Annotated in this window: 9 protein-coding genes, 3 tRNA genes and 1 pseudogene; 8 read left to right on the top strand and 5 right to left on the bottom strand. The window is 60.8% G+C overall.

Features of this window, described 5'->3' with window-relative positions:
- Positions 1-29: 29 nt before the first annotated feature.
- The 4 genes from pgsA (at position 30) to C2U40_RS06790 (ending at position 1077) form a co-directional block, all read left to right on the top strand.
- Positions 30-584, top strand: coding sequence for a CDP-diacylglycerol--glycerol-3-phosphate 3-phosphatidyltransferase (gene pgsA / locus C2U40_RS06775; RefSeq protein WP_011706577.1), 555 nt, complete (start codon positions 30-32; stop codon positions 582-584).
- A gap of 181 nt (positions 585-765) precedes the next feature.
- Positions 766-841, top strand: a tRNA-Gly gene (locus tag C2U40_RS06780).
- Between the two features lie 34 nt (positions 842-875).
- Positions 876-949 (top strand) — tRNA-Cys (locus C2U40_RS06785).
- A 41-nt stretch (positions 950-990) separates the two neighbouring features.
- Positions 991-1077, top strand: a tRNA-Leu gene (locus C2U40_RS06790).
- Positions 1078-1307: 230 nt separating this feature from the next.
- Here the strand turns inward: C2U40_RS06790 and C2U40_RS26975 are convergent.
- Together C2U40_RS26975 and C2U40_RS26980 are read right to left on the bottom strand one after the other, a co-directional pair.
- On the bottom strand, positions 1308-1745 hold the full coding sequence (locus C2U40_RS26975; RefSeq protein ID WP_260094749.1) for a methyl-accepting chemotaxis protein: 438 nt from the start codon (positions 1743-1745) through the stop codon (positions 1308-1310).
- Between the two features lie 135 nt (positions 1746-1880).
- Positions 1881-2597, bottom strand: a pseudogene (locus tag C2U40_RS26980) (PAS domain-containing protein); the annotation flags it as partial.
- 553 nt (positions 2598-3150) lie between these two features.
- On the opposite strand from C2U40_RS26980, the gene C2U40_RS06805 reads away from it, so the two are divergent.
- The gene (locus tag C2U40_RS06805; protein WP_103828972.1) at positions 3151-5232 is read left to right on the top strand and encodes a methyl-accepting chemotaxis protein; all 2082 of its coding nucleotides are present in this window, start codon (positions 3151-3153) and stop codon (positions 5230-5232) included.
- Between the two features lie 178 nt (positions 5233-5410).
- Here C2U40_RS06805 and C2U40_RS06810 read toward each other — a convergent pair whose 3' ends face one another.
- From C2U40_RS06810 to C2U40_RS06820, 3 genes are read right to left on the bottom strand one after another with little or no spacing between them, the layout of a single operon-like run.
- Positions 5411-7402 (bottom strand): MtrB/PioB family decaheme-associated outer membrane protein, encoded by a 1992-nt coding sequence (locus C2U40_RS06810; protein ID WP_103828971.1) that lies wholly within the window; start codon positions 7400-7402, stop codon positions 5411-5413.
- Positions 7403-7413: 11 nt separating this feature from the next.
- Positions 7414-8385, bottom strand: a complete 972-nt coding sequence (locus C2U40_RS06815) for a DmsE family decaheme c-type cytochrome (protein ID WP_077097851.1) — start codon at positions 8383-8385, stop codon at positions 7414-7416.
- A gap of 56 nt (positions 8386-8441) precedes the next feature.
- Complete coding sequence (locus C2U40_RS06820; protein WP_181014942.1) at positions 8442-10556, bottom strand: OmcA/MtrC family decaheme c-type cytochrome; 2115 nt, start codon at positions 10554-10556, stop codon at positions 8442-8444.
- A 247-nt stretch (positions 10557-10803) separates the two neighbouring features.
- Between C2U40_RS06820 and pdsA the strand changes: the two genes are divergently transcribed.
- The 3 genes from pdsA (at position 10804) to netC (ending at position 12859) form a co-directional block, all read left to right on the top strand.
- Positions 10804-11415, top strand: coding sequence for a periplasmic diheme shuttle PdsA (pdsA, locus tag C2U40_RS26985; RefSeq protein WP_103828969.1), 612 nt, complete (start codon positions 10804-10806; stop codon positions 11413-11415).
- A 149-nt stretch (positions 11416-11564) separates the two neighbouring features.
- Positions 11565-12194, top strand: coding sequence for an Nrf-like electron transfer protein NetB (netB, locus tag C2U40_RS06830; RefSeq protein WP_103828968.1), 630 nt, complete (start codon positions 11565-11567; stop codon positions 12192-12194).
- Positions 12191-12859, top strand: a complete 669-nt coding sequence (netC, locus tag C2U40_RS06835; RefSeq protein ID WP_103828967.1) for an Nrf-like electron transfer protein NetC — start codon at positions 12191-12193, stop codon at positions 12857-12859. Before netB ends, netC begins: the two co-directional genes overlap by 4 nt.
- Position 12860 lies beyond the last annotated feature (1 nt).

Below are 12860 nucleotides of genomic sequence, written 5' to 3' on the forward strand. Positions count from 1 at the left end.
TAGCGGCATACAAGAAGTGGCTGAAAATAATGACAAATATTCCTAATCTACTGACGTTTTTTCGGATCTTGCTCATCCCCGTCTTCGTCATCCTGTTCTACCTTCCCTATCAATGGTCCTATCTGGCGGCGGCCATCGTCTTCATCCTGGCGGCGGCGACCGACTGGTTTGACGGCTACCTTGCCCGCAAGCTGAACCAGTCCACTGCCTTCGGTGCTTTCCTCGATCCGGTAGCCGACAAGATCATGGTGGCGGCGGCGCTGGTGGTGATCGTCGAGCACTACAACACCATCTGGGTGACCATTCCCGCCATGACCATGATTGGCCGCGAGATCATCATCTCCGCCCTGCGCGAGTGGATGGCCGAGCTGGGCAAGCGCTCCTCGGTGGCGGTCAGCTGGATTGGCAAGTGGAAGACCATGATCCAGATGGTGTCGCTCACCGGTCTCATCTGGCAGTACGACATCTGGATGGTGTGGCTGGCCTATGTGCTGCTCTATGTGGCCACCGTGCTCACCTTCTGGTCCATGTTCCAGTACATGAAGGCCGCCTGGGGCGATCTGACCTACCACTCCCGCTTCTAGTCTGCGCTTGCACTAAGCACCGTTTCCCCGCACTTGGGGCAGGGAAACGGTCGTGAACGTTGAAAATGCAGGAAAAGGGCAAAAAACACCCGAACGATCAGGGTATTAAACATTTTTGGTTGACTGGGCTAGGAACATCGCTAGAATGCGTCCTCGTAGTCAGGCAGTCAGCCAGACCATTGCGGGAATAGCTCAGTTGGTAGAGCACGACCTTGCCAAGGTCGGGGTCGCGAGTTCGAGTCTCGTTTCCCGCTCCAAATTCAGACAATAGAGAGTTTCTCTCTTTTGCATGGCGCGTTAGCAAAGCGGTTATGCAGCGGATTGCAAATCCGTTTAGTCCGGTTCGACTCCGGAACGTGCCTCCATATTGACAAGCCCGCGGTGCGAGCTTGATACCGATTACGGTGCCCGAGTGGTGAAATCGGTAGACACAAGGGATTTAAAATCCCTCGACGTTCGCGTCGTGCCGGTTCGATTCCGGCCTCGGGCACCATTAAAATCAAAGACTTACTAAGGCCGCTAGCAATAGCGGCCTTTTTGTTTTTCATCCATATCCACATTTTGTCCACGCAGATTTATTCCGGTAGCTCCTCGAGTTTCACCTCTAGCTGGAGGCGGTTGGTGTAGCCCTGGTTGGTGAGGTCGTGCACCACCTGGGTGAGTAGCCAGTCTGCCTTGTCTACCAGAGGGGTTGAGCTCCTAAGGTGACCCTTGTTGCTTTTTCTAGAGTTCCGAGATGATGGTCGACACTTCTTCGGCGCCATTTCTTATCTCTTGCATCACTTTCGCGACATCATCGATCTGTCTTTGTCCATGGATGGCGCCATCAGCTGCGGACTGGATCTGTTCGCTGACCTGATGGGTGAGCTGCTGGTTCTGGCTGACCACGCTTGCTATCTCGTTGGTGGATTGAGAGGTTCTTGCCGCCAGTTGACGAACTTCATCAGCGACGACGGCAAAGCCTCTGCCTTGTTCACCGGCTCGCGCGGCTTCGATGGCGGCGTTGAGTGCCAGCAGGTTGGTCTGATCTGCAATGCTGCTGATAGTTGAAACGATGGCGGTGATATTTTGGGATTGGGCATGCAGCTTGCTCATCAGCGTACTGGCATTTTCCATCTGGGTGACGATGTTGTCCGAGGTGGAGACGACGGTGGTCAGCATGTCCTCACCCTTGATGGCGGAAGCCTTGGTGGTGACGGAGGTTTCGTTGGCCACTTTGGCCACATTTTGCACGGCCTGATCTTTTTTGATTTGCGAGGTGATGTTGGAGGCGAACTTGATGACCTTGATCACCTTGCCATGGCTGCCCCGCACTGCGTTGTAGGTCGCTTCCAGCCAGATTTCATGGCCTTGCTTGTCAAAGCGCTGAAAGCGCCCCGATTTGAAGGTTCCCTGAGCCAGTTCCTGCCAGAAATCGGGGTGTTCCCGATAAAACAACTCATCACAGAACATGCGATGCTGACGACCTTTTATTTCATCGAGTCGATAGCCCATGGTGTCGAGAAAATTGCGGTTGGCGTTGATGATGACGCCGCTTGGCTCAAACTCGATGACCGCAAGGGAGCGATCCAGCGCTTCGAATATCGCTTTCTGCGTCATGAGCTGATCATGTTGCAAGGTCACGTCGGAGGCGATTTTAACTACTTTGCTGACCTTGCCATCCTGGCTGACCGGGAAGTAGGTTGCTTCCAGCCAGATTTCCTGGCCGTGCTTGCCGACCCTTTGAAACGTGCCGTGCTGGTTGTGACCATTGGCCAGATTTCTCCAGAATTCCCGGTAAGAGGGGGAGTCTGAGTCCTCTTTTCGACAGAAGATGGCATGGTGCTGCCCCACGATCTCCTTGAGGCTGTAGCCGACGGTGCTCAGAAACAGCGGGCTGGCATCGAGGATATGGCCCTCGGGAGTGAATTCTATCATGGGGAGATGGGCGTGCATGGCGTGGTTCAGCGCCTCGCTCTGCAAGGCTCTTGCTCTCTCTGCAACCAGCTCTTGTTTCAGTTTCGTGTTAAACATAAGCACTCCCCAGCCAGGTAGTAATTGTGCATGTGCAATGAGCCTTCAATCCACTTCATACAACTTAGTAGGTATAAGGCTCCATTTGTGAGTGTAACAGACGCCGACAACTGACTCAGGTTACTCCATACAAAAATCAGGCCTAATACTCCATGGTGCACTGACTGGTGGTGTTCACTTCTAGGTTGGGCTGCCACCAATACTATGTTTTTCATCAATATGACTGAGTGTTGAACGTGACTCCCCCTTGGCTGAGAAGCTGTGTCTGTGCACTTTGTATGGTAAAGGGGACCGCCCTTATCAGGGCTGAGCATGGTTATCCAAGGGCGAACGGGCAAAATACAGCACTTTTTTTGCAGTTTGCATCGCGTTTTGCTCGCCTTGGGCGGGCTTTGTGGCAAGTTGCCCGCATTGGGGGTGGGAGAGGGGGGAAATCCGGCCATTTTTTCTGGCTTGGGTTTTGCTTGGGTCGACAAAACGGATCGGCTCTTTGCAGCTGAATGCCTTGCTGCGATGGCCCAATGACGCTCTGCTACCAGGATGAGGTGATGCCATGGCTACTGCACAAGGACTCTTGCAGGACACCGCCTTCGACCAGACCGAGGCACATGCGATGTCGCATGCGCCCCGAGGAAGGCATTCGGTCAAACGGATGATGATCCTGGGGGGGATCCTGGTGGCGGTGCCGCTGATCATGGCATCCATCGTCTCCTTGTGGAGCAGCCAGGCCCAGCTGCGTGCGCAGGAGAAGGTCGAGCGCTTCAATCAGGCTCACCTCATCTTCAAGGAGACGCGCTATGACCTGGTGCAGATCCAGCAGTTCATCACAGATGCGGCGGTGACCGGCAACACGGAAGAGGGCCTCGCCGAGGCCGCCACGTTCCGCGATACCGCCTTGCAGAATCTCGATACCCTGATGCGCAGCCTGCCGGACTTGAGCGACGAACTGCTGCCGATGCAGGAGACGGTCAAAGGGCTGTATGAGAAAGGGGAGGCCATGGTGGATACCTACAGTCGCCAGGGCCAGGCGGCGGGCAACCTGATGATGAGCAGCCAGGGTGGCTTTGATCACATGGTGATAAGCATCAACGAGCGGCTTGAGCGTATCAATCATCAGCTGGACAGCCGGATCACCAGTGCCGTCGCCAGCCGCGACGAGGCCAAGGAGCTGGCCCTGCTGATGGGGCTGGTGGCCGGGCTGGTTTCCCTGCTGTTCGTGGTGCTGGCCTATTTCATCCAGTACCGTCACCTGATGCGCACCCTGGGCGGCGAGCCGGATTATGCCGCGCGGGTGGCCGCCGAGATTGCGGCGGGCAACCTCACCGTTACCATCCAGACCCGTTCGGCAGACAATCACAGCGTGCTCGGAGCCATGCGGCTGATGGCGGCGCAACTCAGCCGCCACATGCGCCAGATAGACCTGCGGACCCGGCAACTGGCCCAGTCCTCCTATCAGATCTCCGATATCTCGAGAACCATCACCGATGCTTCCCAGCTGGAGCAGCACCACTCGACGGAAGTGACCCGCGCCAGCAATGACCTCTCCTGCGCGGCCGAGGCGGTCTCCGGCCTGGCAAGCCAGGTGGGGCAGCAGGCCGAGCTTGCCTATCAGAGCGCCCATCGAAGCACCCGGGTGATGAGTGAAAACATCGAAGAGATGCGCCACGCCGTGACCGAGGCGCAGCAGGCGGAGCAGAAGACCCGCCAGCTAAGCGAGGCGAGCCAGCGCATTCAGGTGATCACCCAGTCCATCACCGCCATCACCGAGCAGACCAACCTGCTGGCTCTCAACGCCGCCATCGAGGCGGCCAGGGCCGGGGAGTATGGCCGCGGCTTTGCGGTGGTGGCCGACGAGGTGCGCAAGCTGGCCAACAATGCCGGTCAGGCCACCAAGGAGATCAACGAGATCGTCACGACCCTGAGCCGGCTCATCGGCGAGAACGAGTCCTCGGTGAAGAGTGTCATCGCCCGTACTCACCTGACCATGGACAAGGCGCACGAGGCGAGCCAGTCCATCAACGGCCTGATGACGGAGATCGAGCGCAGCGTCGGCGCGGCGGATCAGATCCGCGGCACCAGCGACGAGCAGATGGGCAAGCTCTCCTCGCTCAATGCCCATCTGCACGATCTGCTGCATGCGCTCGCGGAAAACACCGAGAAGGTGCAGACCACCGGGATCATCAGCCGCACCCTCTATCAGGAGTCGAGCCAGCTGCGCGATATCATGGAGCAGTTCCGCTTCGAGGCCGAGAGTGGGGCGGATCGCAGCGAGCACGAGCTGCGCCGGGCGCCGCGCATGTACCAGCACATGATGGTGAAGGTACAGGCCGGGGGCGGGTTCCACGAGTCGATCACCGAGGACTTCAGCATCACCGGCCTGCGGCTGCGCACGGTACAGCCCCTGGCTCTGGACAAGCGTGCCGAGGTGGAGCTCAAGATCTACACCCCCAAGCCCTCCATCGAGCTGTATCGCAACCAGACGCCGCTGGCGATCAAGGCCAGGGTGATGTGGTCCCGTCAGGCGGAAGAGGGCGAGGTATACGGGCTGGAGTTCATCGAGGTGGCACCGCAGGCACGCAGCCAGCTGGAGGCCTGCTTCAAGCACTATGCGCTGGAGCCGACCTATACCGGCTGATGCCGTGTCGAGCCCGACAGGTGGATGGCCGCCATGCGGCAGCCTGCTTGGCCGACAGAGTGAAGAGGCAATCAAGAGAACAAAGACGAAATGATGAAAGAGGGGAGCCTGGGCTCCCCTCTTTATTGCTGGGCTGGCAACACAGGGTGTCTGCCCTTATGCGGCGCGTGGCGCCCCTTTAGAACTTGTAGAGCCAGGAGACGGCGGTGAAGTAGCCGTTGTAGTCCTGGTTCAGGTTGCCGAGGTTGCGCTCTTCGCCGGTGTAGAGGTAATCCACGTCCTGGAAGTATTCGTAGCGCACATCCCAGCGCAGCGAATGCTGCTTGGTCAGCTGATAGAGGGCGTAGCCTTCCAGCCGGTGCTGCTTGCTGGTCAGATCCGGGTAGTCATAGCCCTTGCTGGCGTCGGTTTTGCCGCGGCCATAGGCGAAGCTGTAATCGAGCCCAAGCTCGAGATCCCGGTCAAACGCCTTCTTATGGGTGAGCCCGAGCCCGAGGGTGGTGATCTCGTCGCGCACCGCCGTGCTGTAGGGATCCCAGTCCGGTGCGCCGGTGTAGGCGTGGTTCTGGCTGGAGGTGATCCACTGCAGGTTGCTGAACAGGTGGCCGCTCAGGTTGTCGTCGAACTGCTGGTTGAGGGTCAGGTCGATGCCATAATCCTTGCCCTCGCTGCGCCCTATGTCCGGCTCCTTGTAGTCATCCCTGGCCCACCACCCTTCGAGGCGGGCATCCATCCCCTCGCTGAACTGATAGCCGAGATCCCCCCTGAGTTCGACCCTGTCCCTGTCCGCCAGATAGAACTGGCGCAGGGTCGGGCTGCCGTTGCCACCGGCGCTGTCGTGGCGCCAGTCCGAGCCGTCGCGGGTGCTCCAGGCGAGCTTGCCGCCCAGTTGCAGCGCCCCGGCCGGGCGGTAACGCCCCTTGAGGAACAGGGTGTGCTCGTCGGTATCCTGCCGGTCGGCCTGCTCGCGCTGGTCGGCCTTGTACTGATAGCCGGTGGTGAGCTTGACCGAGCGGCTGAGCCGGTAGTCGGCCGCCAGATCCGCCTTGCTGCGGGTGCGATCGCTCTTGCCGCGCTGCTTGCCGACCACCGCGTATTCATCGGACTTGTCCTTGCGGTCCCGATACTCGCCGCCGGCGCGCAGGGTGAGATCCCGGCCAAAGCGACCCACCCACTTGGCATCGGCCTGCAGGGTGCTGACCTCGCCGTGGAAGTCATCCTGGGTGATGGGGGCGTTGCGAAATGCGGTCAGGCTGCCATTGGAGGTGGCCTGACTGGTGAGCACGCGGCCGGTCAGGCTCTGCCGGTCCCAGTTGTACTGGCCGGAGAGGCTCAGCTGGTGGAAGTTGTTGTCCGGCTCGTAGGCGCGCTCGTTGGCGTAAGGGTCGGCGACGCTGCCATAGTAGAGCGCCGTGTCATCGGTACGGTAGAGGGAGCCGTTGTAGGCGAGATCGACCAGCCAGCCTTCTCCCAGGTAACTGACGCCGCTCTTGACCAGGGTGGTCGAGCTGCCGTCGACGGGTTTGGGCAAGAGGCCTGGCCCGCTGCCGATGCCGGGCACGCTCGACTGGTAGTAGGCGAGGGTGGCCTCTTTTTTCTCATGAGAAAAATCGGCGTAGGGGCGCCACGGGCTCTTCGGGGTATAGGCGAGCCCGGCGGTCAGCTTCTTGCGCACCACCTCCTTGTCGAACTCGGCCAGCGATCCCTGGGTCAGCGGGCTCTCGCCCGGCTGATAGACGCTGCGGCCGTGGCTGTTCCAGTAGAAGGGGGACTCCGAGTAGCCCAGCCGGGCGCGCATGCCGTCGTAGTGGCCCTGTTCGGTCGCCAGGCTGAAGCGCTCCATGCCGAGGTTTTTCACCTCCAGGCTGCCGTAGCGGGAGCCTTCCCCCCGGTATTGCAGGTCGGCGTTGAAGATGCCGAGCATGCCGCTGTCCTGCTGGCTGGGAACCCAGTTGCGAAAGCGGGTGGCGCCATCGTCGTTGGCATAGCCGGCACCCAGCCCCACTTCGCCAAACCAGCCCTCATCGCGCTCGCAGGACTTGCAGCTCCAGCGTTCGGTCTTGGCCGGTTTGCTCTGCTGCAGGGCGTAATCCCCGACTGCAAGCGGCTCCTCGGCCGCCTGGGCCGAGCAGACCGCCAGCAGGGAGAGCCAAAGTGTTGAGTATTTCATGACTTCTCTCCTCAGCGCCGCAGTGATTGACCGTTGGGATGGTTGGTCCCGTGGATCTGGTTATGACAGTTCAGGCAACTGCCGCCACGCACCTTGAGATCCCCTTCGGGGATGGAGACGTTGGCATGGGGCACGCTGTGGCACTCCTGGCACAGCTGGGGCACCCGCTTGTTGAGCAGCGCCTGGTTGATGGAGCCGTGCGGGCTGTGGCAGAGGGAGCAATCCTCGGTCACCGGCTCGTGTTCCCACAGGAAGGGGCCCCGTTTCTCGGCGTGGCACTCGTAGCAACTCTCGTTGAGGCTGGGCTGCTTGAGGCTGGCCTCGTTCTGCGACTGGTGCGGGTTGTGACAGCTGGAGCAGGGCAGCTCGCCATTGAGAATGGGGTGGCTGGTGCGCTTGTGCAGATCGGCTTTTTGCTGGGCGTGGCAGTTGGTACAGGTCTCCACCTGCAGCTTGCTGTCCATCACCGGATCCTTGGCCTGGTGCAGGCTGTGGCAGCTGGTGCAGGAGACATCCTCCACCGCGTGAGCGCTGGCATGCCAGCCCATCCGCTGGGTATCGGTGTGGCAGGAGAGGCAGACGCTGTTCTGCTTCTCCACCGGTACCGGCGAATCGGGGCCGAAGGTGATCATGGGTTCCCGCTTCTGCCCCTTGCGGGGATTGCGCGGGTGGTTGCCGGCGGGGCCGTGGCAGGCTTCACACTGTTTGTCGGCCATCGGCCCGTTCTGGTTGCCGAGGTTGCCGTGCACATTGTGGAAGATGCCGGTGGCGGGCTTGCGCGAGTCGGCATCGTGGCACTTGAGGCAGGTATCGGCCCCCTTGGGGGAGTATTTGCCCTGGTCGAATTTCTGGTCGAGGGTGGCCTCGACCTGCAGGCGCGGATCGGCATCGGCCGCCGGCTGGGCATCGCTCTTGGCCCAGACCGGCAGGCAACCGAGTGCCAGCAAACCCGCCAGGAGCCACTGCGGGGTGATTCTTTTCATATCGTGTCCTTCAACGGCAAAGGGCCGGGGGGAGGCATCCCCCCGGCCTGGTGGTCTCAACGGAAGTCATACACCTTGTGAACCTTGTCAACGCCCTGCTCCTGCCCGACGGCATGGCAGGACGCGCACTGTTCAACTCCGGTGGCGGCCTCTATCGTCTCTGCACCAAAGATGGCGCCGTTGTTCTTCATGTGGGTGGCCCACTCATCCCCGGCGACCGGGTTGTCCGGCTTGACCAGCCCCAGCAGCGACTTGAGGTGGCAGCTGGCGCAAACCACCAGGGTCGGGCTGAAGAACTTGGGCTGCTTGTTGTCCGCCGTGGTCGCCACCAGCGAGGGTCGTTCGTTCTGCTGGTTGGGCAGGTTGTACTGACCCTTGGTGTGGCAGGACTCGCAGTTGTTCAGCTTGCCCGGGAAGGTGGCATCACCGCTGCGATGGGAGCCGAAGGCGTGGAAGGAGTGCACGTGGTACTTCAGATCCCCCGGCACACCCGCATAGAAGGAGGTGCGGGTGGCGTTGTGACAGCTGGTGCACTGGGCGAAGTCCTTGGAGGCGTGGGCCGAGCCCGCGTTGCCCTCGGTGTGGACAGCCAGATCCTTGTGACAGCCGTTGCAGGAGGCCAGATCCGCGCCTGCCTTGAGCACATAGCTGCCGTCGACCCCGCCTTCGACCCGGAAGTAGGCCTTGACCGGGTTGATGGCCACGTAGGAGAGGGCGCTGGCGGTGCTGCTGCAGGGGAGCAGATCCCCGGCGGCGAAGGCACCGTTGCGATCCGCCTTGCGGGCCACGCACACCTGCAGTTCGGCGACCGTGGCCGCCAGGGTGCCGGTCACCTCGTTACCCACCTCTTTGCGGCACAGGAAGCTGCCGCCGCCCTGGCTTTCACACTTGGTGAAGTCAATCTTGTTGCCGGCGACGAAGGTCTGCGGGTTGGTGTAGCCCAGCTCGAAGCCGCTGCCCTGATCCCAGTTGACCAGCACGTAGGGGGCCTTGGCCAGATCGCCGTACTTGATGTACTTGAGCACCCCGTCCATGGTCTCGACCGGCGTGCCGTTGGCGGTCACGGTCAGCTCGACCTCGATGTTGGGCGCGGCGTAGCGCACGTCGTCAAACTTGAACACCAGTTTGTCGCGACCGGCGGCCTCGTTGGCGAGGTAGCCCATGTGCACGCTGCTGGGGGACTTGGTGTTGCCGGGGGTCTCGGCGTGGCACTGGGTACAGAGGGTACCGCTGGTGATCTTGCCGTTGATGTGGCTGACGTAGCCGGTCGCCGTGGTGGAGTCCGCGTGGCAGGCGCCGCAGGGTTTCTCCTGGGCGTGCTGCCAGTTGTTGGCATCCGGGGTGGTCGGAGTGACGCCCTTGTGGCAGGTGTCGCAGTTGCGCGGATCCTGCGGGAAGTGGCTCACCAGCTTGGTGGCGGTGGCATCCAGGTTGCCGTGCAGCTTGTGCACCAGGGTGGTCAGATCGCCCCGTCCGCTGCCGGGCACGCTCTCGTTGTGGCAGGTGACACAGAGCTTGGGATCGGCCCGGTTGCTGTGGTGGATCGGTTGCTTCATGTGGCAGCTGTCGCAGCTCTGTTGCTCCAGGATGTCGCGGGTCAGCAGTGGCGGCGTGCCGGCCGGTACCCAGTCCAGCACGTAGTCGGTGACCGGAATGCCGTTGCTGCCGCCAAAGTAGATACCGAGGCGGTGGGTCGCTGCCTCATCCCAGCGGATCAAGCCGTTGTTGTCCTGCGAATCGCTCGGATAAGGGTCGCGCACCGTGGTGGTATTGAAGGAGAAGGTGTAGCGGTACTGGCCATTGCCAAGGGTTTCCAGCTTGCCGCCGTTCTCGCCGGTGGGCCGGTTGTTCTTGGTGCTGTAGATGAAGCTCTTCCAGATGACAGGGTCTTCCCGTTTGGCGTCGCGGCCGGGGATCACCTTGGCCAGGGTGAAGGAGGGAAGGGTGGTTCCCAGCTCATAACCCTTGCCTTGCTTGTCGGTTACCTTGAATTGCACCGAGAGCTGACCGCTCTCGCCAAGTTGTGGGGTGGAGGCCGAGATCACCAGTGAATCTGGGGTTCCCGGCGGAGGGGGAGGTGGATCCGTCTTGTCGTTGCCATCACCACCGCCCCCACAGGAGGAGAGGGTGAACACCATTGCTGCAGCCACCAATACTTTCCAGTATTTCATTGTTTTATCCTTTTTTATCGGACTTATTGTTCCATATATGAGCCAGCTCAAAAAATTCCCAAAAAGATACCACTTAAGGGTCAAAAGAGGACTGAATACGGTATAAATCATTTCCATCTTAATTGTAAGGTTTATATATTAGACGGCGTTGATCTAAGTCTCAAAAACGGATCGAAAATCAACCTTGAGTATAAAAATGTCTGTTTTTACTGGGGTTTATAGACCTTTTCTGGAAGAGGGATAAGAAATGAAACGCAGTGTGAAGCTGGAAATACTGGTACTGTCGTTGCTTTTGGGCTCTATTGGCACCGCACATGCCAGCCTGGACTCATTGGTGGATACATGTAACTCATGTCATGGAAATCAAGGGATCAGCACCCAGAACGATATTCCGACTATTGCAGGGCTGGCAGAATCAAATCTTGCCGAGCAGATGCGCACCTACCTGGACGGCCGGCCAGCAAAGACCGTTAATCATGTCACCGGTGATACCAGCAAGAAGGGGAACATGACCGACATTGTTAAGGGCCTTAGCGACGAGCAGATCGACGAGTTGGCGGCGCACTATGCCGAGCTGCCTTACAAGCCGATGAAGCAGCCGTTCGATGCGGCGCTGGCCAAGGCGGGGCAGAAACTGCACGACGACTCCGGCTGCAAGAAGTGCCACTCCGAAGGGGGTTCGGTGGCCGAAGACGAGGCCTCCATCCTGGCCGGCCAGCCCAAGGGCTACCTGCTGACCTCCCTGCAGGAGTTCAAGGCCGGCAAGCGCAGCAACGACGAGAAGATGAACAAGGCCATCATCGCCATGAGCGATGCCGACCTCAAGGCGCTGGCCGAGTACTACGCCAGCCAGCAGTAACGTCGCTGCCCCTCCCGTTGACGCAGCCACCCCGCTTCTGGCGGGGTGTGGTCTCGTGTTCATGACCGTCAAAGGAGCTGTCACCAGCTCCTTTTTGTTGCCAGGCGGGCAGACGGCACCCTTCGGGTGCCACCGTTTCGGAGTTTCCTATGAAAAAGATCATCAAGTGGCTGCTGCTTGCCTCCCTCGCCTTGGGGGCGGGTCAGCTGGCGCTGGCCAGCGCGCAGGCAGCCGATGTCACGCCAGCCGCGCCGAGTGCCACATCCAGTGCCGATCAGGCAGCGCAACCCACCCTGGCTGAACGGCAGGCCAAGGCGGAAAAGAAGAAAGCCGCCGCCAAGAAGGCCGCGGCCCGCTTCGCCAAGTGCGAGAAGTGCCACGACGGGGAGGAGGGGATGCACGGCAAGCACGGCCAGGTCACCAACCCCAACACGGGGGAGCAGGTCACCTGCACCAACTGCCACGGCAATGCGTCGGCCGATCACCGTAAACAGCGCGGTGGCATGGTCGATGTGATGCGCTTTGGCAATGACGCCTTCCCGCTGAGCCAGCAAAACGGCGTCTGCATGAGCTGCCATGAACCGGACGATTTGCGCAAGGCTCTCTGGGCCCACGACGTGCACGCCACCCGGATCAGCTGCACCAGCTGTCACCAGCTGCACCCGGCCAAGGAGCCCATGGTGGGGATCCCCGAGAAGTCGCGCATCAAGCTGTGCGTCGACTGTCACCGCAAGCAGCACGAAGCCGATCTGGGCGGCGCCGCCAAGGAGGGTTCATGAGCACGACCCGCCGCGACTTCATGGTGGGCATGAGTGCCGGCGCCCTGATCCTGCTGACGGGGGCCCCGCGCGCTCTGGCCAACAGCATGACCATCAAGGGCGTGCGCTACGGCATGATCCACGACGAGACGGCCTGCATCGGCTGCACCGCCTGCATGGACGCCTGCCGCGAGGTGAACCAGGTGCCGGCAGGGGTGGCCCGCCTGCAGATCCTGCGCAGCGGCCCGGTGGGGGAGTATCCGGCGCAGGAGTATCGCTTCTTTCGCAAGTCCTGCCAGCACTGCGACAACGCCCCCTGCGTGCACGTCTGCCCGACCGGCGCCTCCCACATCCGGGTGGAGGATGGCATCGTCGACATCAACCCCGACCTCTGCGTCGGCTGTCGCTATTGCCTGGCCGCCTGCCCCTATCAGGTGCGCTTCATCAACCCGGTCACCCGCGTTGCCGACAAGTGCGACTTCTGCCGCAAGACCAATCTGGCCAACGGCAAGCAGCCGGCCTGTGTGGAAGCCTGCCCGACCAAGGCGCTGGTGTTCGGCAATCTGGACGATCCCGACAGCCCCATCGCCAAACGGCTGGTGCAGGAGACCACCTATCGCTACAAGCAGTTCCTCGGTACTTCGCCCAAGATGTACCGGGTGCCGAAAGGGGAGGTGAAGTCATGAT

Source organism: Aeromonas sp. ASNIH4 (assembly GCF_002934425.1).
Classification (GTDB): Bacteria; Pseudomonadota; Gammaproteobacteria; order Enterobacterales; family Aeromonadaceae; genus Aeromonas; species Aeromonas hydrophila.